Genomic DNA, 20,803 nt, shown 5'->3' on the forward strand with positions numbered 1-20,803 from the left:
TGCAAAGAGCGCGGCGCAACTTATGATGAGATTGCACAGCCCTGTGACCGGCTTCGCCGCCAGCCCAAGGAAATTGCCATGTTCGCCCATGTGCTGATCGTCGTCACCATTGCCCTGGCGGTGAGCGCGCTGGCCGAACGGCGCAACGTGCAGCCGGCCCTGCTGGTGGTCATGGTGGGGCTGGCTGCCTCCTTCCTGCCCGGCATTCCGCCGCTGGAACTGGAGCCCGAATTCATCCTCACCATCGTCTTGCCGCCCATGCTGTTCTCGGCGGCGCGCGATTTCTCCTTCGCCGATTTCCGCCGCCGCATGGGCTCCATCGTCAATCTGGGGGTGTTCCTGGTCTTCGTCTCCACCCTGGGAGTCAGCGTCGCGGCCCTGGGCGTCCTGCCGGCCCTGCTGCCGATCACCGCGCTGATCCTGGGCGTGGTCATCGCCCCGCCCGATGCGGTGGCCGCCATCGCCATCGGCAGGCGCGCCGGCCTGCCGGTCGGCCTGATGACGGTGCTCAAGGGCGAAAGCCTGATCAATGACGCGGCCGCGCTGACCATGTTCGCGGTCCTGGTCGCCGTCGCCACGGGCACCCATGCCTTTATCGACAATATCCCGCTCTACTTCCTCTATGCCGCCGGCATCGGCATCCTGGTGGGGCTGGTCATCGGCAATCTGGCCCAATGGGCGCGGCGGCTTCTGGCCAGCCCGGCCCTGGCCACCGCGCTCTCGGTCATCATCCCCTTCGCCGCCTATCTCACCGCCGAGGAATTCCATGCCTCGGGCGTCCTGGCCGTAGTCGCCGCCGGCTTTGCCATGGGCCATCACGGCGTGCAGTCCGGATATGAGGAGCGCATGCAGGAAGCCGGCTTCTGGCGCACGGTGGACACGCTGCTCGAAACCTTCGTCTTCGCCTATATCGGCCTGCAATTGCGCTTCGTCATCGCCGATGCCAACGAAGCCGGCTTCGACGATATCGAACTGGCCAGCGCCACCCTGGTGATCTTCCTCGCCATGGTGGCCATGCGCTTCCTCTGGGTCTTCGGCTCGGCCGCGCTCGGGCGCTGGCGCTATCGCGCCCTGATGAACAAGCCGGCCCGGCCCGCCCGGCATAGGGGCCGGGAGAGGATGCCGCCCCAGCCGCCGCTGAGCTGGAAGGAAAACATCGTCCTGGCCTGGACCGGCATGCGCGGCGTGGTGACCCTGGCAGCCGCCGCCGGCACGCCCTTGGTCGTGGCCGGCGGCCCCCCCTTCCCCGGCCGCGAGGCCATCGTCTCACTGGCCTTCCTGGTCACCATTGCCAGCCTGCTCATCCAGGGGCTGACCCTGCCCTGGCTGATCGGCAGGCTGAACCTGGAGGACCCCGGCCATGACCGTTTCGTCGCGGCGCAGCGCGCCCTGGCCGAAACGCTGACGCGCAGCGCCACCAACGAGGCCCTGGACGCCTATGCCCGGGACAATCCCGGCCCCGAATCCACCCGGCTCGTCGCCATCATGCGCCAGCGCTTCCGCAGCGAACAGAAAATAGAAAAACCCAGCGGCATCGCCCCCGCCGAAGCCCTGGCCATCGGCAAATTGCTGCTCGAAGCCCGCCGCACCCGGCTGGTCGCCGCCCGCGACAATATGGAACTCGACGACACCATCGTCCGCGACATGCTGGAAAAACTCGACCTGGAACAGGCCTTCATGGACAGCGTGACGGAGGGTTAGAGGCGACGGGCGAGAGCTCCAGCCTGTTCTTTGGAATATGTCTAGATTTCGTCAGGCCAGCTCTGAGAATGGTGCAACACGCGCAAAATCGCGATGTCGTCCCCTTCTTCCCGATAGACAATGTGATGGGATTGGCACGGCATCATCCGGACCAGTCCGGATGATGATTGGCGGAGCGGTGCCATTTTGGGATTTTCAGCCAGTGTTTCGAACATGGCAATCAACCGCCGAACATAGCTGCGCGACTGAGGCAGGCCGAACTGCAATGTACTGGCCAAGGCGATATCGGATAGGTCAGTGCTTGCCGCTTCGGTTGTTTCCCAAGCCATACGCTATGCGCTTTTCCTTGTTCCCACGGCCGCTTCGGCCTTGGCCATGACACGTTCCAGAAGGTCTTCAGCCGTTATGGAGATACGCGGCGAATTGATCCCCTCCTCGACCAGGCGATCAAATTCGGCCTGGGCTTCCGCCCGTTTCTGGTCCATGCGGATGAGGTCGCGTACATAATCGCTGGCATTGGCATATTGGCCGGTGCCGACGCGGTTCTCGACCCAGTCCTTCATCGCATCGGGCAATGAAACATTCATCGTGGCCATGATCGCCTCCGGGCTCTATTGGCAAAGATTGCCAATCTTTGCCAAAGATTACGGCAGTAGCACGGCGCCGTCCAGGCTTTCGGCGACCCCTTCCAGGGTCTTAGCCGCATCGATGAGCTTGCTGGCGAACTGGGCCTCGGTATTTTCCAGTTCCGCGGCGATGTCCTGCCCCGCCTGGGTCAGGGCATTGACCTGGTCTTCCAGAGCCGCGATCCGGCGTTCGGCCTCGGCCAGCTCGTCCAGCACCGCGATCCCGGCCATGACGGTGAGGCGATTGTCGCCGATTTCGCCGACCGCGCCCTTGAGCCCTTCCACCTGGGTATTGAACCGCTCGGCCAGGCCGATCAGGTGCCCCTGCTGGCCCTCTTCGCAGGCCATGCGATATTTGCGGCCATTGATCTCGACATTGACTTCGGGCACGTCAGCTCTCCGTCTTCTGCAAAACGGCGCGGACATTTTCCATCGCCTCGACCAGCCGGCGCGACACTTCATGCGCGCCATCATCGAGCCGCTTGGCGCGGGCCGAGGTCTTGTCGAGTTCGGTGGCGAGCCGGGCCCGCTCATGCACCAGGCGCTGGGTATCCACCTCCATGCGCTGCTGGCGCTGCATGCGGCCGGACAGCTCGCGCGCGCTGGTTTCGAGCCGCGCCAGCGCCCGGTCGAACCGCGCCGAGGCTGCCATCAGCCCCTCTTCAAGTTCTGTCTCACTCATGGCCGCTATCGTCCTCAAGACGCATCGATTCCAGCTGCGACAGCCTGCCCCAGCCCGCAATCCATTGCAACAGCATCACGCGGCAAACCCCCGGAAATCCGGCAGCGACCGAACGCGAAACCGGGCTGGCGACATTGACAGGAAAGCCGAACCTGTTATGCCTCGAACCGCCTTTGGGAGGAGGCCGCCAGGCGCTGCTCCCCCGAAATTACAGCCTTTCCGAGAGAGCGGTCCATTCATGACGAACACAGCCCAGCAGAACGATTTGGCCAATGCGATCCGGTCCTTGTCCATGGACGCGGTCGAAAAAGCCAATTCCGGCCATCCGGGCCTGCCCATGGGCTGCGCCGACATCGCCACGGTGCTGTTCACCAAGGTGATGAAGTTCGATCCCGCCGATCCCCATTGGGCCGATCGCGACCGCTTCATCCTCTCGGCCGGCCACGGCTCGATGCTGCTCTATTCCAGCCTCTACCTGCTGGGCTATGGCGACATGACCATCGACCAGGTCAAGAATTTCCGCCAGCTCGGCTCCAAGACCGCCGGCCATCCCGAATTCGGCCATGCCACCGGCATCGAGACCACGACCGGCCCGCTGGGCCAGGGCCTGGCCAATTCGGTCGGTTTCGCGGTGGCCGAGGCCAAGCTCGCCGCCGAATTCGGCGCTGACCTCGTCGATCACCACACCTATGTGCTGGCCGGCGACGGGTGCCTGATGGAAGGCATTTCCCAGGAAGCCATCTCGCTGGCGGGGCATCTCAAGCTCAACAAGCTGATCGTCATCTGGGACAACAATAACATCACCATCGACGGCAAGGTCTCCAACGCCGACTCCACCGACCAGATCGCCCGCTTCAAGGCCGTCGGCTGGAACACGATCGAGATCGATGGCCATGACCAGGGTGCCATCGAGAAGGCCCTGCTCGACGCCAAGGCCTCCACCGACAAGCCCACCCTGATCGCCGCCAAGACCACGATCGGCTTTGGCGCGCCCAAGAAGGCCGGCACCGAAAAGGTGCATGGCGCCCCGCTCGGCGCCGAGGAACTGGCCGGCGCCAAGGCGGCCCTGGGCATCGACTATCCGGCCTTCGAAATTCCGGCCCCCATCCTCGAAAGCTGGCGCGCCGCCGGCACCCGCAGCCAGAACCTGCGCGGCGAATGGGAAGCCCGCCTCGCCAAGTCGGACAAGCGCGACGAATTCACCCGCCGCATGTCCGGCAAGCTGCCGGCCGATTTCTCCAGGGCCATGGCCGATTACAAGCGCAAGCTCGCCGAGGACAAGCCCAAGGTGGCCAGCCGCAAGGCGAGCCAGATGGCGCTCGAAATCATCAACAAGAATGTGCCCGAGACGCTGGCCGGCTCGGCCGACCTCACCCATTCCAACCTCACCAACACGCCCGAAACCGTACCCTTCCAGGCCGACAATCGCCTGGGCCGCTACATGATGTACGGCATTCGCGAGCACGAAATGGGCGCGGCCATGAACGGTGTGGCCCTGCATGGCGGGCTCATCCCCTATGGCGGCACGTTCATGGTCTTCACCGATTATGCCCGCCCGGCCATCCGCCTCTCCGCCCTGATGGAACAGCGCGTCATCTATGTGATGACCCACGATTCCATCGGCCTGGGCGAGGACGGCCCCACCCACCAGCCGGTGGAGCACCTGACCGCCCTGCGCGCCATCCCGAACCTGCTGGTCTTCCGCCCGGCCGATGCCATGGAAACCGCCGAATGCTGGGAATTGGCGATGGAAGCCAAGCATCCCTCCATCCTGGCCCTGTCGCGCCAGAACCTGCCGGCGCTGCGCACCGAATATTCGGCCGAGAACAAGTCGGCCAAGGGCGCCTACAATCTGGTCGGCCCCACCGATGCCGATGCGGTGATCTTCGCCACCGGCTCGGAAGTGGCCATCGCCGTCGAGGCCCAGAAGGAACTGACCGAAAAGGGCATCTCCGCCCGCGTCGTCTCGGTGCCCTCCATGGAGCTCTTCGCGCAGCAATCCGACGCCTACAAGGCCGAGATCATCGGCACGGCCAAGGCGCGCGTGGCGGTGGAAGCCGGCATCGAGATGAGCTGGAACAAGCTGCTCGGCGACAAGGGGCGCTTTGTGGGCATGCATTCGTTCGGCGCGTCCGGCCCGATCGACGCGCTCTATGGCCACTTTGGCATTACGCCGAAGGCCGTTGTTGAAGCCGTCACCGCCCAAGTGTAAGAGAGCCGCGCCTCCCTTTTCCAAACTCCCTCCCGAAGGAGCCTCTACCATGGCAGTTCGCGTCGCCATCAATGGCTTTGGCCGCATCGGCCGCAACATCCTGCGCGCCATCATCGAATCGGGCCGCACCGATATCGAAGTGGTGGCCATCAACGATCTCGGCCCGGTCGAGACCAATGCCCACCTGCTGCGCTATGACAGCGTGCATGGCCGGTTCCCGCACGAGGTCGTGGTGGATGGCGACACCATCAAGACCGCCGGGCAGACCTTCAAGGTCACCGCGGTCAAGAACCCGGCCGAATTGCCGCATGCCGAAATGGGCGTCGACATCGTGCTCGAATGCACCGGCATCTTCACCTCCAAGGAAAAGGCCTCGGCCCATCTGCAGGCCGGCGCCAAGAAGGTGATCGTCTCCGCTCCCGCCGAAGGCGCCGACAAGACCATCGTCTTCGGCATCAACCATGCCGCGCTCACCAAGGACGACGTGGTGATCTCGAACGGCTCCTGCACCACCAATTGCCTGGCGCCCATGGCCCTGGTGATGAACGAGCTGGTCGGCATCGAAAAGGGCATGATGACCACGGTGCATTCCTATACCGGTGACCAGCCCACGCTCGACACCATGCACAAGGATCTCTATCGCGGCCGCGCCGCGGCTCTGTCCCAGATCCCGACCTCGACCGGCGCCGCCAAGGCGATCGGCCTGGTCCTGCCCGAACTCAAGGGCAAGCTGGACGGCATCTCCATCCGCGTGCCGACCCCCAATGTCTCGCTGGTGGACCTGAAATTCCTGGCCGGCCGCAATACCACCGCCGAGGAAGTCAACAACGCGCTGATCGCCGCGGCCGAGGGCAAGCTCAAGGGCGTGCTGACCTTCACCCGCCACCCCCTGGTCTCGTCCGACCTCAACCACGATCCGCATTCCTGCACCATCCTGCTCGACCAGACCAAGGTGATGGACGGCAATTTCGTGAACATCATGGGCTGGTACGACAACGAATGGGGTTTTTCCAACCGCATGGCCGACACCACCGCGGCCCTGGCCAAGACGCTCTGAGCGGATTGAGATGCGTTTTGAAGGGCGTCCCTCGGGGCGCCCTTTTTATGTGCGCCCCGACCATCCTTCTTTCGTCACCGCCCGGCTTGTCCGGGCGGTCCATGCTGCGGCAAGATGGATTGCCCGGACGAGCCGGGCAATGACGACGGCGAGGATAAGTTTCCTCTCGGGTAGGACCATCACATGCTTCTCAACCGGTCCATTCGCTGGCGTGGTCTCGAGCTCGAAACGCTCGAACACGCCCATATCATCGCCAATGACCGCGACACCCGCATTCGCGGCGCCATTATCGGCCCCGATTTCGGCCTGTTCTACCGGCTGAAGCTGGACGAGAACGGCCATACCCGCACGGTCCGCATCGAACGCGCCGATGGGCATGTGCTCGAATTGTTCGCCGATGGCGCCGGTGGCTGGTCCGACGACCGCGCCGAACCCCTCCCGGCTTTGCGCGGCTGCATCGATGTCGATATCTGGCCCACCCCGCTCACCAATGCCCTGCCCATCTGGCGCACGGCCTGGACCGACCAGCCCGTCCGCTTCGCCATGGCCTGGATCGACGCCACCGAGATGAGCGTCCGGCGCGCCGAGCAGGTCTATACCAAACTCGACGACACCCGCTTCCGCTTCCAGTCCGCCGATTTCGAAGCGGTGCTGGCGGTCGATGGCGACGGATTGGTGACGGACTATCCCGGATTGTTCGCGCGGCAGGGATAGGGCTGCTGATGCAGCCATAGTTTTTTCGCTCCCCCGCTTCCGCCCTTCGTGCCACTCTGCTACCCCACGGCCACACATCCACGCCCGGAGGCAGCACCATGAGCGACGGCTTCAAGACCCTCGACGAACTCGACCTCACCAATAAGCGCGTGCTGCTGCGCGCCGATCTCAACGTGCCTCTGGCCGACGGCAAGGTGAGCGACGCCACCCGCATCGAGCGGCTGGTGCCCACCATCCGCGAAATCGTCAAGAAGGACGGCAAGGCCATCCTGCTCAGCCATTTCGGCCGGCCCAAGGGCAAGGTGAGCGCCGAATTCTCGCTCGAACAGGTCTGCGAGGCCGTGGCCAACGAGACCGGCCATCCGGTCGGCTTCGTCGCCACCGACTGGGTCGATGTCGATGCCGCCCGGGAGGCCATCGACCAGGCCCCCGCCGGCTCGGTCCTGGTGCTGGAAAACACCCGCTTCCACCCCGGCGAGGAAGCCAACGACATCGAATTGGCCAAGCGCATGGCAAGCCTGGGCGACGTCTATGTCAACGACGCTTTCTCGGCCGCCCACCGCGCCCATGCCTCGACCGAGGCCCTGGCGCGCCTCCTGCCGGCAGCGGCGGGCCTGGCCATGGAAGCCGAACTCAAGGCGCTCGAAGCCGGCCTCGGCAAGCCCAAGAAGCCGGTGGTCGCCATTGTCGGGGGCGCCAAGGTCTCCTCCAAGATCGACCTCTTGGAAAATCTCGTCACCAAGGTGGATGGCCTGGTCATCGGCGGCGGCATGGCCAATACGTTTCTCTTCGCCCAGGGCCTGGGCGTCGGCAAGTCGCTCTGCGAAAAGGACCTGGCCGATACCGCCCGGCGCATCATGGACAAGGCCGACAAGGCCAATTGCGCCATCATCCTGCCCATCGACGCCGTGGTCTCCTGGCATTTCAAGGCCAATTCGCCCACCCGCCTCTATGGCGTGGACGCCATCGACCCAGACGGCATGATCCTCGATATCGGCCCGATCTCGATCGACCGCATCAATGCCGCCATCGATGACGCCCATACCCTGGTCTGGAACGGCCCGGTCGGCGCCTTCGAGATGGAACCCTTCGATGCCGGCACCGTCGCCATCGCCAGGCATGTCGCCAAGCGCACCCATGACGGAAACCTGATCTCGGTGGCCGGCGGCGGCGACACGGTCAGCGCCCTGGCCCATGCCGGGGTCAAGGACCAGCTCACCTATGTCTCCACCGCCGGCGGTGCCTTCCTCGAATGGATGGAAGGCAAGCCCCTGCCGGGCGTGGAAGCGCTGAAGAAGTAGGGGCGCAACCCGCTATAGCCGGGCTCTATCGCCCCCTCTCCCTTGACGGGGGCAGTGTTCACTTCGGACTTCTCACACAATTGATCTGGTGGTTCTTTCGCCTCCCTCCCCCTTGAGGGGAGGGAATGAGGGTGGGGGTTCAGGCCTGTCCGCAATCCTTGCAGCCGCTGAGCGCGCTGCACCTCCAGAACCCCCACCCCGGCCCTCCCCTCAAGGGGGAGGGGGGCAAGAACCGAGTTCGTTGCGCCTGCCGAAAAGCCCCAAGTAAACTCTCCCTTGGGGAGAGGTGAAGAGCTCAGAACTGCGCCGTCAGCGGGTCCGACCCGATCCGTCCGTCGGCGGCATCCAGCCCGGCAATGGCCGCCTTGTCTTCTTCGCTCAGGGTGAAATCGAAGACGTCGAAATTCTCCACGATCCGGCTCGGCGTCACCGATTTGGGGATGACGATGAAGCCCATGTCGAGATGCCAGCGGATGATGACCTGGGCCGGGCTCTTGCCGTGGCGGGCGGCGATATCGGCGACGAGGGCATTGTCCAGGAGCTTGCCCTGGCCCAGCGGGCTCCAGCTTTCGGTCAGGATGCCCAGCTTTTCGTGCTTGGCGCGCATGGCCCGCTGCTGGAAGCGGGGATGGAGCTGGATCTGGTTCAGGGCCGGGGTGACACCGGTGGCCGCGATGATCTCTTCGAGATAATCGCCCTCGAAATTGGAGACGCCGATGGACTTCGCCTTGCCCTCCTCGCGCAGGCGGATCAGCGCCTTCCAGGTATCGACGAACTTGCCGCGATAGGCCGAGGGCCAGTGGATGAGATAGAGATCGACATAATCGGTGCCCAGCCGGTCCAGGCTGGCATCCATGGCGCGCAGGGTCTGGTCATAGCCCTGGTCGTCGTTCCAGACCTTGGTGGTGAGGAAAATCTCGCCCCGCGCCACGCCCGAGGCGCGCAGCCCCTCGCCCACGCCGGCCTCGTTCTGGTAGACGGCGGCGGTATCGACATGGCGATAGCCGGTCTTGAGCGCGGTTTCCACCGCCTGCACGGCCACGTCATTGGGTGTCTGCCAGACACCCAGCCCGATCTGGGGGATCGAAAGGCCGTCATTGAAGGTCAGGTGGGGCTGGTTGCTCATATGGTCCTCGCGCCGAATGGAATGTCGTCCCTATCGTGAATTGACGATGGACGAAAGCGGCAAAAGGTTCCCGGACCTTCTTCCATACAAGGTCAGCCTTTCGTCGCATAAACGCAGGTCTAATCGCAACCGGGCTGACGAAAATCTAATCTGGCGCCAGTTCATTTTGAGGCCAGACCGATGACCAAATCGCTCAATGCGATCGCCCAGAAGCTGATGACGCCCGGCCAGGGCATTCTCGCCGCCGACGAATCCGAAGGCACGATCGGCAAGCGCTTTGCCAAGATCAACCTGCCCAATACGCTCGACCTGCGCCGCGATTATCGCGAAATGCTGTTCGGCGCCTCCGAGGCCATGCGCAATTACATTTCCGGCGTCATCCTCACCGAGGAGACGCTGAAGCAGGAAGCGGCCAATGGCACGCCCTTCCGCGCCATCCTCGCCGATGCCGACTGCATTCCCGGCATCAAGGTGGATCGCGGCGCCTTCCCCATGCCCGGCGAGGGCGGCGAGAAGATCACCGAGGGCCTCGATGGCCTGCGCCAGCGGCTCGAGCAATATGCCGCGCTGGGCGCCGGTTTCGCCAAGTGGCGCGCCGTCATCACCATCAACGACATCGCCCCCACCCGCAACAATATCCGCGCCAATGCCCATGTGCTGGCGCGCTATGCCATGCTGTGCCAGGAAGCGGGCATCGTGCCCATCGTCGAGCCGGAAGTGGTAGGCGACGGCGAGCCGGGCAATCATTCCATGGAGCGCTGCGCCCAGGTGACCGGCGACGTGCTGGAAAACGTGTTCAAGGAACTGCGCCTGGCCGGCGTCGACCTGGCCGGCATGCTGCTGAAGCCCAACATGGTGCTGCCCGGCGTCAATTCGCGCGAGCGGCCCTCGGTCGAGGAAGTGGCGCGCCGCACCGTCTCGGTGCTCAAGGAACATGTGCCCGCCGCCGTGCCCGGCATCGCCTTTCTCTCGGGCGGGCAGACCGACGAGGAAGCCACCGCGCATCTGTCGGCCATGAACCAGATTTCCGGCAAGCCCTGGCCGCTGACCTTCTCCTATGGCCGGGCGCTGCAGAACGTGGCCCTGCGGGCCTGGGCCGGGCGGCGCGAGAATTTCAACGCCGCCCGCGAAGCCTTTGCCCACCGCGCCCACATGAATTCGCTCGCCGCCCTGGGCCAATGGTCCAATGCGGTGGACCGGGCCGCCTGATCGTCCATCCCGACGCCTCCCAACGTCGCGGCAGGCGCGCTTCCTCGCGGAGGCGCGCCTTCTTCATGCCGGAGGCCCGCCATTGCGTCCGGCGGACGCAGGCCCTATTTGGGTCTGTCCCTTTGTCGCCAAAATGGCCAAATAGGGAGCATTGCCTTCAATTCGGAAACGCCATGGCGCCGCAGCTCTATCTCATCACCCCGGCCGATCCCGATCCGGCTCAGTTTCCCCGCCTGCTGATGGCGGTGCTGACCGGCCCGGAGATCGCCGCGCTCCTGGTGCGGCGCGGGACGCTGGACGATGCGGGCTATGAAGCCCTGGCCGAGCGGCTGATCCAGGTCGGCCAGGCCGCCGGCGCCGCCGTGCTGCTGGAAGACGATGTCGCCCTGGTGCGCCGCCTCGGCGCCGATGGCGTCCATGTCACCCGGGGCGGCGTCAAGGCCATCCGCGAGGCCATCGCGGCGCTCAAGCCCGATGCCATTGTCGGCACCGGCAATATCCGCTCGCGCCACGACGCCATGAGCTTTGGCGAATTGGGCGTCGATTACGTCATGTTCGGCCCCCTGGGCGGCGCGGCCGACCCGCAGGCATCCGAACTCGCCCAATGGTGGGCGGAAACCTTCGAAATCCCCGCCGTCCATTCCACGCCCGACGCCGATATCGCGCTGATCGAGGGCAGCCCCGCCGAATTCGTCGCCCTGTCCGACTGCATCTGGAGCACGGAAGACCCGGCCGCCGCCCTGCGCGGTTTCGACCGGGCCGCACGGGAGCAGGCATGACCAGGATCCCGCCCCTGCTCGCCGTCCTGCTGCTCGGCCTGGCCCTGCCGGCGCTGGCCCAGGACAATCCCGCCGAGCAGATCAGCACCGATATTTTCGGGCCGCGCCATCCGGTGGACGAGGCCTATGGCGCCTATCAGATGGGCTATTACCTCACGGCGATGCACCTGGCCCTCCCCCGCGCCGAAAAGGGCGATGCGGCCGCCCAGACCCTGATCGCCGAGATTTATGCCAAGGGCCAGGGCGTGGCGCAGAATCCCGAACGCGCCGCCGGCTGGTATCAACTGGCCTCGCGCAATGGCGACCGGCTGGCCACGTTCGAACTGGGCATGCTCTACCAGGACGGGCTGGGCGTGCCGCGCGACCGCGCGCGCGCCGCCCAATTGTTCCAGAGCGCCGCCGATGCCGGCTATATCCCGGCCAAGTACAATATGGCCTTGCTGCATGTGGAAGGCATCTATGCCGAACCCAGCCTGACCCGCGCCGCCGCGCTGATGCGGGAGGCGGCCGAGGCCGAACTGGCCGAGGCGCAATACGATTACGGCGTCATGCTGCTCGAAGGGGCAGGCGTGGCGCCCGATCCGGCCGAGGGCGCCCGCTATATTTCGCTGGCCGCCGAGCAGGGCCTGATCGCCGCCCAGATCGACTATGCCACCCTGTTCTATCTCGGCCAGGGCGTGACGCGCGATCTCGACGCCGCCGCCTCCTGGTATCGCCGCGCCGCCGAGGGCGGCAATGCCGTGGCGCAGAACCGCTATGCCAAGCTGCTGGCCGCGGGCGAAGGGGTGACGCTGAACCTGGAGGATGCGGCCATGTGGCGCTCGCTGGCCCGCCGGCAGGGGCTGTCCGACGCCGCGCTCGACCGCATGCTGGTCTCCATTCCCGCCGAGGCCTTGGCCCGGGCCGAGGAACGCGCCCGCTTCTGGCCCTCCGAGCCGCCGGGCACCGCCAGCGCCAATGCGGATCCGACCGACCTGCCGGCGATCGACGAGCCCATCCTGCCCAGCCCGATGAACGCCGAAAATGCCCCGGCGCCGGCCGAAGAAGCTGCCGGCGACCCCGCCGTGGACGCGCCGGAAACGCAAGCCCCTTGAACCGGGCCCCTTTCTGGGGCAATAAGCCTGCCACACTTGAAACCAGCGGCGGGATGCCACGATCCCTGGCCGGGCGGCAGCGCAAACGCGATGGCGCCCGGCGGGCCGCATGAGCCAGCGAGCACTTTACCTATGGCGCGTTCCGCCCTCCTCAACGTCATGGTCAATGCCGCCATCAAGGCCGGCAAGTCGCTGAGCCGCGACTTCAACGAGGTCGAGAACCTGCAGGTCTCGCGCAAGGGACCGGCCGATTTCGTCTCCAAGGCGGATTTGCGCGCCGAGCAGATCGTCTATGACGAATTGCGCAAGGCCCGGCCCACCTATGCGTTCCTGATGGAGGAAGGCGGCGAGGTGGCCGGCACCGACGGCCAGCATACCTGGATCATCGATCCGCTCGACGGCACCACCAATTTCCTGCATTCGATACCGCTCTTTGCCGTGGCCATCGCGCTGCAGCGTGGCGACGACATCGTCGCCTCGGTGATCTACAACCCGGTCATGGACGAGTTGTTCACCGCCGAAAAGGGCGGTGGCGCCTGGCTGGCCGACCGCAAGCGCCTGCGCGTGGGTGCCCGCCGCCACCTCTCCGACGCGGTCGTGTGCACCGGCATCAAGACCCAGGGCACCGCCAATGACGCCCTGCAATTGCGTCAATTGGCCAGCATCAATCCGGCCGTGGCCGGCATCCGCCGCTCCGGCTCGATCTGCCTGGACATGGCCTGGCTCGCCGCCGGCCGCTACGACGCGCTCTGGGAAGCCGGCCTCAAGCCCTGGGACGTGGCGCCCGGCCTGCTCATGGTCCGCGAAGCGGGGGGCCTGGTCACCGATTATGCCGGCCAGCCCGGCTCGGTGTGGAACGGCCAGATCGTCGCCGGCAACGAGGCCCTGCATGGCCAGCTTTTCAAGGCGCTGAAGCCGATCAGCTGACGGCCGGGCCGCTTCCGCCATCACATTCCCGCCTCACCGCCTCGTTAACCTTATTGTCACGCCTCCCGCCCGCCTCTAGACTCGGGGCGGTTTGATTTGCGGCAGAGGGGCAAGGTTCGGCAAAGATGACGCAAGGCTACGATCCCTACCACCTCGCCAGCCCCGCGGTTTACCTGGTCAAGATCCTGATCTTCCTGGTGCTGGTGGCGCTGGTGGCCGCCATCCTGTTCTCCACGATCGTCACCTTCTTCTGGGCCAACCCCTTCATCAATTCGCTGATCTTCTTCACCCTGGCGGTCGGCATCTTTCTCAGCTTCCGCCAGATTTTCCGGCTGTTCCCGGAAGTGAAATGGGTCAATTCCCTCCAGGACGGCACCCAGACCAATGTGCGCCCGCCCGTATTGCTCGCGCCCGTCGCCGGCATCCTGCGCGAGCGCATCGGGGAGGCGATCATCACGCCGTCCTCCATGCGCTCGATCCTGGATTCGGTGGGCAATCGGCTCGACGAGGCCAAGGACACCTCGCGCTATCTCACCGGCCTCCTGGTCTTTCTCGGCCTGCTCGGCACCTTTTACGGCCTGCTCGAAACCGTCACCTCGGTCAGCACCGTCATCAATGCGCTGGACGTGACCCAGGGCGACACGGCCACCCTGTTCTCCAATCTGCGCGAGGGCCTGGTCGCCCCGCTGGGCGGCATGGGCACAGCCTTTTCCTCCTCGCTGTTCGGCCTTTCCGGTTCGCTGGTGCTCGGCTTTCTCGATCTGCAGACCAGCCAGGCGCAGAACGCCTTCTATACCGATCTCGAGGACTGGATGACCTCGATGACCGAGCTGGATCACCCCGTCACCGCCATGCAGGCCAATTCCATGGGCGTGGCCGGCGCCGACATGCAGGCCATGATCGAGCGCATGGGCGCCAATATGCAGAACCAGAATTCCTCCCAGAACGCCATTCGCGCCATGGCCGAGCTGGCGCGCGGCATTGACGGGCTGGTCAAGCATATCCGCACCGAGCAGGAGGATTTGCGGCGCTACATCACCGAACAGGGCGAGACCAACAAGAAGCTGCGCGACCTGATCGAGGCCATGCTCAACGAAGACGACAACGAGCGGCGGAACTGACCCATGCCGGGAGCCCGTTCCCGCCGCCGCCAGGAGGCCAATTACTGGCCCGGCTTCGTCGATGCGCTGTCGAGCCTGCTGCTCGTCATCATCTTCATGCTGTCGCTGTTCATGCTGACCCAGTTTTTCCTGGGCCAGGAAATCCAGGGCCGTGATACCGCGCTCGCCCGTCTCAACAGCCAGATCGCCGAACTGACCGAATTGCTGCAGCTCGAGCGCGCCGGCTCCGACGACCTCACCGCCCAATTGGCCAATCTCACCGCCACCCTGGCCGGTGCGGAAGCCGAGAACCAGAACCTGCAGGATCAATTGGCCGGCATCGGAACCGGCCTGGGCGACCGCGACGCCACCATTTCCGGCCTGCAATCGGACCTGATGGCGGCCGAACGCCTCTCGGACGAGGCCAATGCCCAGGTGGCCCTGCTCAACCAGCAATTGGCCGCCCTGCGCACCCAGATCAGCGCGCTGGAAGCCGCGCTCGAAGCCTCCGAGGCGCGCGACAGCGAGAGCCGCACCCAGATCGCCGATCTCGGCCGCCGGCTCAACCTGGCGCTGGCCCAGCGCGTGCAGGATCTCAGCCGCTACCGCTCCGACTTCTTCGGCCGGTTGCGCCAGATTCTCGAGGGGCGCGCCGATGTGCGGGTGGTGGGCGACCGTTTCGTCTTCCAGTCCGAAGTGCTGTTCGCGCCCGGCCAGGCCGATATCGCCGCCGCCGGCCTGCCCGAACTCGATGCCCTGGCCGATGCCATTCTCCAGCTCGAGGAGGAAATTCCGCCCGATATCAATTGGGTCCTGCGCATCGACGGCCATACCGACAAGCGGCCCATTTCCAATGCGCGCTTCCCCTCCAACTGGGAGCTTTCCGCCGCCCGCGCCATTTCCGTTGCCCAATACCTGGTCACGCGCGGCGTGCCCCCCGCCCGCCTCGTCGCCGCCGGCTTCGGCGAATTCGCTCCCCTCGACCCCGCCGACAACGACGACGCCTATCGAAGAAACCGCCGCATAGAGTTCAAATTGACGGAGGGGTGATCAGGTTGAGCCTTGCGAAACCCGGGGCGACGGCGGATGCCAGCAACGGACAACCCTCGATGATCGTCACCACCGGGCTTGTCCCGGTGGTCCACGCGGCCCCGCGAGATGGATTGCCGGGACAAGCCCGGCAATGACGACAGAGGAAGAAGGCGTGGGGCACATCCCACGCCCCCTTAACCTTAACGCGGCCGATCACAACTGCTGTGGCCCAATGGCAACGTCACAAAAAAGCCCGGATTTCTGCCACATCGGCGCCCCAATAGCCAAAGATTAACCACGTTGGCACACCGGCTTTTAAGATTAAGCGCGGTAAATGCTGCGCCTAAGATTTTAGCTTTCAGGAGCCTCACGTGGTTATCCCCGCACCCATCAATTCTGCCCTGCGCGCCGCCGCGATGATGCTGTTTGTCGTTGTCATCGCCGCCTGTTCCCGTTCCGCCAATGACAATGTCGGCCTGACCGGCGTGGGCAATACCGGGGCCGGCGCCCCCGGCAGCCAGCAGGAATTCATCGTCACCGTCGGTGACCGCGTCTTCTTCACCACCGATTCCAGCTCGCTCACCACCGAAGCCATGGCCACCCTGGACAAGCAGGCCCAATGGCTCAATCAATACGGCAATTACCGCATCATGATCGAAGGCCATGCCGACGAGCGCGGCACCCGTGAATACAATATCGCCCTCGGCGCCCGCCGCGCCTCGGTCGTGGTCAATTACCTGGTCAGCCGCGGCGTCAATGCCCAGCGCATCACCAGCCAGTCCTTCGGCAAGGAGCGCCCGGTGGCCATCTGTAACGACATTTCCTGCTGGAGCCAGAACCGCCGCGCGGTTACTGTGGTCCAGTAGACAGAATCGGCCTTCTCCCCGGAAGGCCCATTTCATCCAGTGCAAACTGGAGGCAAGAGCGCCCGGAGCCCCTAAAAAGGCCCGGGCGCTTTCTTTTGACCAAAATTGCTCTTTATCGGCGCAGGGAAAGCACCCATCTTGGCCGGCAGGCAACATTGGAGACGATGTGTTGACGTTAGGACGATTTTCAAAATGGAGCCGGGCGGCGTTCTGCGCGCTTGGCCTTGGCCTCGGCGCCGCACAGGCGCAAAGCCTGCCCCCGGGCGAGCTCAGCGGGCTGACCTTCAACAACAATGGCGGCCGCATCCTGGTCGCCCAGGCCGACAATGCCCAGCTCATGGTGCGCATCCAGCAGCTCGAAGAGCAATTGCGCGTCATGAACGGCCAGGTCGAGGGCCTGACCTTCCAGCTCACCCAATTGCAGGAAATCCTCAACCGCCTGTCCGAGGACAGCGAATTCCGCTTCCAGCAGCTGGAAGGCGGTGCTGGGGGAAAAACTGAGGCGGCAACCCAACCAGGCGGCGCGACGCAGCCTGAGGCGTTGCCGCAGGACCCGGCCCCTTCCGGCGAGGATAGTGCCCCGCCCACCATCATCCCCGAGCAGGGCGTGCAGCCCCTGCCCGGCGAACAGGAATTCGATCCGTCCTTCGATGATGGCTCGGTCGGCGAATCCTCCGATCCCCTGGTCGGCACCGGCCAGTCCGGCGGCATTGACCTGGTGACCGGCCAGCCGCTCAACCTGAGCTACGATCCCCGCGCCGATGCCAGCGGCAATCCGGATGCCGACGCCCAGTTCCGCGCCGGCTACGAGGCCCTTCTAGGCGGCGATTACGAATTCGCCGAACAGCAATTCGGCCAGTTCCTCGAGCTCTACCCGGACAATGCCCAGGCGCCCGAGGCGGCCAATTGGCTGGGCGAGGCGCTGATGGCCCGTTCCGCCTATGCCGAGGCGGCCGATGTGCTGGTGGGAGCCTATCAGAAATATCCCGATCACAGCCGCGCGCCGGACCTGCTGCTCAAGCTCGGCACGGCGCTGGCCGAGGTGGGCGAGCGCGAAACCGCCTGCCGCACCTTTGCCGAGATCGACCGGCGCTATACCGACACCATCCCGGCCTTCAAGGCGCGGCTGGCCGAGGAGAAGACCAGGGCCGAATGTCCACCGGCCTGACCCCGGACCTGCACGATCCGGCGGTCCTGGCGCGGCTCTTCGCGCCCGCTGCCGGCCAGAAGGCCATCGGGCTTGCCGTATCGGGCGGGCCCGACAGCCTGGCTTTGATGCTGCTGGCCCAGAGATGGGCCGCCACCCTCGACCATCCCCCCGCGCTTTACGTCTATAGCCTCGATCATGGCCTGCGCCCGGAAGCGGCGGCGGAAGTCGCCATGGTGCTCGAGGCGGCCAGGGGCCTGGGCCTGGCCGCGCGCGGCCTCGCCTGGACGGGCGCCAAGCCCGAGACCGGCCTGGCCGAAGCGGCGCGCCAGGCCCGTTACCGGCTGATCGGGGCGGCCATGCAGGCCGATGGCGCCACGATGCTGCTCGCCGCCCATCACCGCGCCGACCAGGCCGAAACCGTGCTGATGCGGCTGGCCCATGGCAGCGGCATCGAGGGATTGAAGGCCATGACGCCGTTCTCCACGGTGGAGGGGATCGCCATCTTCCGGCCCCTGCTCGATGTCGAGCCGGCCAGCCTTGCCGCCCTGGTCGAGCAGGCCGGGCTCGTCGCCGCCCAGGACCCGTCCAACCACGATCCGGCCTATGAGCGGGTGCGCTGGCGCAAGCTGCTGCCCGTGCTCGCCGCAGAGGGGCTGGACAGCGCCGCCCTCGCCCGCTTCGCCACGCGCATGGCCGAGGCCGACCTGGCCCTGGCGCAGATGGCCGAGGCCGCCTTCGAGGAATTGGTGACGCTGGACGGTTTCGGCGCCGCCGGCCTGCCTGTCGCGGCGCTCCGGGCCTTGAGCCCGGCCATCGGCCGGCGGGTGCTGGGCCGCGTCCTCAATATCGTGGGCGGCCGCCAGAAGCCGCGCGCCCTGGGCCAGGTCGAACGGCTCTACGACCAGATCGCCGAAAACGGCCTGCCCCGCGCCGCCACGCTATTGGGCGCCGTCATCCGCCTCAAGGACGAGACCCTCACCGTTTCGCGCGAGCCCGGCCGCGCCTTGCCGCCCGAAGCGCCCCTGCCGCCGGGCAGCGCGCTGATCTGGGACGAGCGCTTCCGCATCGCCAATATGTCCGATGCCGGCGACCTCATCGTCGGCGCCACCGATTTCATGCCGCGCCACCGGCTGGAAAACGTGCTCGGCTTCAAGGTCACCACCCCCGCCGAAGCCATCCGCACCGCGCCCCTGGTCCGCGATGCCGAGGGCGGCGTGCTGGCGCTGGGCGGCTGGTCCTTCGACACCCGGGTCCAGGTGGAATTGCTGATCGACTAGATGGGGGACAAAACGCGGCCCCGTCTTGAAAATGTCGGCAAAGGCGATTTCATCCATGCTGAAAATCGACTAGACCCTTTCCCCGATTGCCGTGCCAGGGAGCGCCGAACCCATGTCCAACGATAAGCCGTCCACCGACCGGTTCAGCCACGACGCGGGCATTCTCGCCCAGGCCCTGCCCTATATGCAGCGCTACGAGGGCAAGACGGTCGTGGTGAAATATGGCGGCCATGCCATGGGCGACCCGGCGCTGGGCCAGGCCTTTGCCCGCGATATCGCCCTGCTCAAGCAATCCAAAGTCAATCCCATCGTCGTCCATGGCGGCGGTCCCCAGATCGCCTCCATGCTCAAGAATCTGGGCATCGAATCCAAGTTCGAGGGCGGGCTGCGCGTCACCGACAAGCGCACCATGGAAATCGTCGAGATGGTGCTGGCCGGCTCCATCAACAAGGAAATCGTCGCCCTGATCAATGCCGAGGGCGAATGGGCCATAGGCCTCTGCGGCAAGGACGGCAACATGGTCTTCGCCAAGAAGGCGGAGAAGACCTATAAGGATCCCGGCTCCAATATCGAGCGCGTGCTCGATCTGGGCTATGTGGGCGAACCGGTGGAGGTCGACCGCACCCTGCTCGACCTGCTGGCGCGCTCCGAGATGATCCCGGTCATCGCCCCGGTGGCGCCCGGCCGCGACGGCAATACCTATAATATCAACGCCGATACCTTTGCCGGCGCCATTGCCGGCTCGCTCGGCGCCAAGCGCCTCTTGTTCCTCACCGACGTGCCCGGCGTGCTCGACAAGGACGGCAAGCTGATGCCGGAGCTGACCGTGCGCGAAGCCAAGGCGCTGATCGCCGACGGCACCATTTCCGGCGGCATGATCCCCAAGGTCGAGACCTGCCTCGAGGCGCTGGACAATGGCGTGGAAGGCGTGGTCATCCTCAATGGCAAGACCCCCCATGTCGTCCTGGTCGAGCTCTTCACCGAGCACGGCGCCGGCACGCTGATCGTTCGCTGAGTGGAACGAGGCGCCCTCTGGCGCTTTGTCTCCGCTGACATCACGACCCGGCCAGGAGCGCGCACCGCTTGGGAACAGAGTTCTTCATCTTCGCAGCCGTGGGCTTTTTCGCGCAGATCGTCGATGGCGCGCTCGGCATGGCCTATGGCGTGGTCAGCTCGACCATGCTCCTGGCCGTCGGCGTGCCGCCCGCCGCCGCCTCGGCCAGCGTCCATGCCGCCGAAATGTTCACCACCGCCGCCTCGGCCACCAGCCATGTCAGCCATCGCAACGTCAATTGGCGCCTGTTCTGGCGGCTGGCCCCGGCCGGCATCCTGGGCGGCGTGCTCGGCACCTATGTGCTGACCGCTATAGACGGGGCGGTCCTGCGCCCCTTCGTCACCATCTATCTCGGCCTGCTCGGCGTCTACATCCTCTATCGCGCCTTCCGCATCCGCGCCGCCTATAAGGAGCCGCGCACCGGCCTGGTCCTGCCGCTGGGCGTGGCCGGCGGCTTCGTCGATGCCGCCGGCGGCGGCGGCTGGGGGCCCATCGTCACCTCCAGCCTCATCGGCTCGGGCGGCGCCCCGCGCTATGTGGTGGGTACGGTCAACACGGTGGAATTCTTCGTCACCACCGCCGTATCGGTGGCCTTCGTCACCGCCCTGCTTACCGGCCATTGGGAAGAGGCCGAGGGCATCGACCGCTATATCTGGTCGGTGGCGGGCCTGGTCGCCGGCGGCGTGCTCGCCGCGCCCCTGGCAGGCTTCGTGGTCCGCATGATCCCGCCGCAGAAGCTGATGATGCTGGTCGGCAGCCTGGTCATGGCCCTGGCCATCTTCCAGACCTGGCAATTGCTGAGCTGAGGCGTTTTACGCCGCGCTCAGGCAAAGGCTTGCCATGCCCGTCACCACCGGGCTTGTCCCGGTGGTCCATGCGATATGGAAGCAAAGACT

Annotated in this window: 21 protein-coding genes; 16 read left to right on the forward strand and 5 right to left on the reverse strand. The window is 65.6% G+C overall.

Translation table 11 applies throughout. From position 1 onward, the window contains the following. The first annotated feature begins 78 nt into the window (after window positions 1-78). On the forward strand, window positions 79-1,701 hold the full coding sequence (locus A3840_RS11085) for a cation:proton antiporter (RefSeq protein ID WP_067456283.1): 1,623 nt from the start codon (window positions 79-81) through the stop codon (window positions 1,699-1,701). Window positions 1,702-1,742: 41 nt separating this feature from the next. Here the strand turns inward: A3840_RS11085 and A3840_RS19070 are convergent, their stop codons facing one another. The 4 genes from A3840_RS19070 to A3840_RS11100 are packed head-to-tail and all read right to left on the reverse strand — an operon-like array spanning window position 1,743 to window position 3,009. Then, window positions 1,743-2,030 carry a type II toxin-antitoxin system RelE/ParE family toxin gene (locus A3840_RS19070; protein ID WP_082903818.1) on the reverse strand — a complete coding sequence of 96 codons (288 nt, stop codon included), beginning with the start codon at window positions 2,028-2,030 and terminating at the stop codon, window positions 1,743-1,745. A gap of 3 nt (window positions 2,031-2,033) precedes the next feature. Next, a complete protein-coding gene (locus tag A3840_RS11090) occupies window positions 2,034-2,297 on the reverse strand; it encodes a type II toxin-antitoxin system ParD family antitoxin (RefSeq protein WP_067456285.1) in 264 nt (87 codons plus the stop codon). A 48-nt stretch (window positions 2,298-2,345) separates the two neighbouring features. Then, window positions 2,346-2,717, reverse strand: a complete 372-nt coding sequence (locus tag A3840_RS20155) for a cell division protein ZapA (protein WP_082903819.1) — start codon at window positions 2,715-2,717, stop codon at window positions 2,346-2,348. A gap of 1 nt (window position 2,718) precedes the next feature. Then, window positions 2,719-3,009: a DUF4164 family protein gene (locus A3840_RS11100; RefSeq protein WP_067456290.1), complete on the reverse strand. Its 291-nt coding sequence runs from the start codon at window positions 3,007-3,009 to the stop codon at window positions 2,719-2,721. Between the two features lie 238 nt (window positions 3,010-3,247). Here A3840_RS11100 and tkt point away from each other — a divergent pair, with 238 nt between their 5' ends. The 4 genes from tkt to A3840_RS11120 all read left to right on the forward strand — a co-directional run bounded on the left by tkt (window position 3,248) and on the right by A3840_RS11120 (window position 8,293). Continuing rightward, complete coding sequence (gene tkt, locus A3840_RS11105) at window positions 3,248-5,221, forward strand: transketolase (protein ID WP_067456293.1); 1,974 nt, start codon at window positions 3,248-3,250, stop codon at window positions 5,219-5,221. A 49-nt stretch (window positions 5,222-5,270) separates the two neighbouring features. Then, on the forward strand, window positions 5,271-6,278 hold the full coding sequence (gene gap, locus A3840_RS11110) for a type I glyceraldehyde-3-phosphate dehydrogenase (protein ID WP_067456296.1): 1,008 nt from the start codon (window positions 5,271-5,273) through the stop codon (window positions 6,276-6,278). Between the two features lie 183 nt (window positions 6,279-6,461). Continuing rightward, complete coding sequence (locus A3840_RS11115; protein ID WP_067456299.1) at window positions 6,462-6,992, forward strand: putative glycolipid-binding domain-containing protein; 531 nt, start codon at window positions 6,462-6,464, stop codon at window positions 6,990-6,992. 98 nt (window positions 6,993-7,090) lie between these two features. After that, a complete protein-coding gene (locus A3840_RS11120) occupies window positions 7,091-8,293 on the forward strand; it encodes a phosphoglycerate kinase (RefSeq protein WP_067456302.1) in 1,203 nt (400 codons plus the stop codon). Window positions 8,294-8,588: 295 nt separating this feature from the next. On the opposite strand, the gene A3840_RS11125 is transcribed toward A3840_RS11120, so the two are convergent. Further along, a complete protein-coding gene (locus A3840_RS11125; RefSeq protein ID WP_067456305.1) occupies window positions 8,589-9,419 on the reverse strand; it encodes an aldo/keto reductase in 831 nt (276 codons plus the stop codon). 180 nt (window positions 9,420-9,599) lie between these two features. Between A3840_RS11125 and A3840_RS11130 the strand changes: the two genes are divergently transcribed. The 11 genes from A3840_RS11130 (at window position 9,600) to A3840_RS11180 (ending at window position 20,713) form a co-directional block, all read left to right on the forward strand. Then, on the forward strand, window positions 9,600-10,628 hold the full coding sequence (locus A3840_RS11130) for a class I fructose-bisphosphate aldolase (RefSeq protein ID WP_067456308.1): 1,029 nt from the start codon (window positions 9,600-9,602) through the stop codon (window positions 10,626-10,628). A 173-nt stretch (window positions 10,629-10,801) separates the two neighbouring features. After that, the gene (locus A3840_RS11135) at window positions 10,802-11,407 is read left to right on the forward strand and encodes a thiamine phosphate synthase (RefSeq protein ID WP_067456311.1); all 606 of its coding nucleotides are present in this window, start codon (window positions 10,802-10,804) and stop codon (window positions 11,405-11,407) included. Further along, on the forward strand, window positions 11,404-12,501 hold the full coding sequence (locus tag A3840_RS11140) for a tetratricopeptide repeat protein (protein WP_067456314.1): 1,098 nt from the start codon (window positions 11,404-11,406) through the stop codon (window positions 12,499-12,501). Before A3840_RS11135 ends, A3840_RS11140 begins: the two co-directional genes overlap by 4 nt. A gap of 132 nt (window positions 12,502-12,633) precedes the next feature. After that, window positions 12,634-13,428, forward strand: a complete 795-nt coding sequence (locus A3840_RS11145) for an inositol monophosphatase family protein (protein WP_067456317.1) — start codon at window positions 12,634-12,636, stop codon at window positions 13,426-13,428. Window positions 13,429-13,553: 125 nt separating this feature from the next. Beyond that, entirely contained in the window at window positions 13,554-14,549 is a 996-nt protein-coding gene (locus A3840_RS11150) for a flagellar motor protein MotA (protein ID WP_067456320.1), read from the forward strand. A gap of 3 nt (window positions 14,550-14,552) precedes the next feature. Then, window positions 14,553-15,578, forward strand: coding sequence for a peptidoglycan -binding protein (locus tag A3840_RS11155; RefSeq protein ID WP_067456323.1), 1,026 nt, complete (start codon window positions 14,553-14,555; stop codon window positions 15,576-15,578). Window positions 15,579-15,976: 398 nt separating this feature from the next. After that, entirely contained in the window at window positions 15,977-16,426 is a 450-nt protein-coding gene (gene pal / locus A3840_RS11160) for a peptidoglycan-associated lipoprotein Pal (RefSeq protein WP_067456401.1), read from the forward strand. Between the two features lie 169 nt (window positions 16,427-16,595). Next, window positions 16,596-17,594 carry a tol-pal system protein YbgF gene (gene ybgF, locus A3840_RS11165; protein WP_067456326.1) on the forward strand — a complete coding sequence of 333 codons (999 nt, stop codon included), beginning with the start codon at window positions 16,596-16,598 and terminating at the stop codon, window positions 17,592-17,594. Further along, complete coding sequence (gene tilS / locus A3840_RS11170) at window positions 17,579-18,853, forward strand: tRNA lysidine(34) synthetase TilS (RefSeq protein WP_067456329.1); 1,275 nt, start codon at window positions 17,579-17,581, stop codon at window positions 18,851-18,853. The genes ybgF and tilS overlap by 16 nt, the downstream gene beginning before the upstream one ends. 112 nt (window positions 18,854-18,965) lie before the next feature. After that, complete coding sequence (gene argB / locus A3840_RS11175) at window positions 18,966-19,868, forward strand: acetylglutamate kinase (RefSeq protein ID WP_067456332.1); 903 nt, start codon at window positions 18,966-18,968, stop codon at window positions 19,866-19,868. 68 nt (window positions 19,869-19,936) lie between these two features. Then, window positions 19,937-20,713, forward strand: coding sequence for a sulfite exporter TauE/SafE family protein (locus A3840_RS11180; protein ID WP_067456335.1), 777 nt, complete (start codon window positions 19,937-19,939; stop codon window positions 20,711-20,713). The last annotated feature ends 90 nt before the right edge of the window (window positions 20,714-20,803 follow it).

Origin of the sequence: Devosia elaeis, from assembly GCF_001650025.1 — a bacterium.
In the GTDB taxonomy this organism is placed as follows: Bacteria; Pseudomonadota; Alphaproteobacteria; order Rhizobiales; family Devosiaceae; genus Devosia; species Devosia elaeis.

Coding starts and splice junctions, on each gene's coding strand:
- A3840_RS11085 (WP_067456283.1), top strand. CDS start 79: ATGTTCGCCCATGTGCTGATCGTCGTCACCATTGCCCTGGCGGTGAGC.
- A3840_RS19070 (WP_082903818.1), bottom strand. CDS start 2,030: ATGGCTTGGGAAACAACCGAAGCGGCAAGCACTGACCTATCCGATATC.
- A3840_RS11090 (WP_067456285.1), bottom strand. CDS start 2,297: ATGGCCACGATGAATGTTTCATTGCCCGATGCGATGAAGGACTGGGTC.
- A3840_RS11100 (WP_067456290.1), bottom strand. CDS start 3,009: ATGAGTGAGACAGAACTTGAAGAGGGGCTGATGGCAGCCTCGGCGCGG.
- tkt (WP_067456293.1), top strand. CDS start 3,248: ATGACGAACACAGCCCAGCAGAACGATTTGGCCAATGCGATCCGGTCC.
- gap (WP_067456296.1), top strand. CDS start 5,271: ATGGCAGTTCGCGTCGCCATCAATGGCTTTGGCCGCATCGGCCGCAAC.
- A3840_RS11115 (WP_067456299.1), top strand. CDS start 6,462: ATGCTTCTCAACCGGTCCATTCGCTGGCGTGGTCTCGAGCTCGAAACG.
- A3840_RS11120 (WP_067456302.1), top strand. CDS start 7,091: ATGAGCGACGGCTTCAAGACCCTCGACGAACTCGACCTCACCAATAAG.
- A3840_RS11125 (WP_067456305.1), bottom strand. CDS start 9,419: ATGAGCAACCAGCCCCACCTGACCTTCAATGACGGCCTTTCGATCCCC.
- A3840_RS11130 (WP_067456308.1), top strand. CDS start 9,600: ATGACCAAATCGCTCAATGCGATCGCCCAGAAGCTGATGACGCCCGGC.
- A3840_RS11135 (WP_067456311.1), top strand. CDS start 10,802: ATGGCGCCGCAGCTCTATCTCATCACCCCGGCCGATCCCGATCCGGCT.
- A3840_RS11140 (WP_067456314.1), top strand. CDS start 11,404: ATGACCAGGATCCCGCCCCTGCTCGCCGTCCTGCTGCTCGGCCTGGCC.
- A3840_RS11145 (WP_067456317.1), top strand. CDS start 12,634: ATGGCGCGTTCCGCCCTCCTCAACGTCATGGTCAATGCCGCCATCAAG.
- A3840_RS11150 (WP_067456320.1), top strand. CDS start 13,554: ATGACGCAAGGCTACGATCCCTACCACCTCGCCAGCCCCGCGGTTTAC.
- A3840_RS11155 (WP_067456323.1), top strand. CDS start 14,553: ATGCCGGGAGCCCGTTCCCGCCGCCGCCAGGAGGCCAATTACTGGCCC.
- pal (WP_067456401.1), top strand. CDS start 15,977: ATGATGCTGTTTGTCGTTGTCATCGCCGCCTGTTCCCGTTCCGCCAAT.
- tilS (WP_067456329.1), top strand. CDS start 17,579: ATGTCCACCGGCCTGACCCCGGACCTGCACGATCCGGCGGTCCTGGCG.
- argB (WP_067456332.1), top strand. CDS start 18,966: ATGTCCAACGATAAGCCGTCCACCGACCGGTTCAGCCACGACGCGGGC.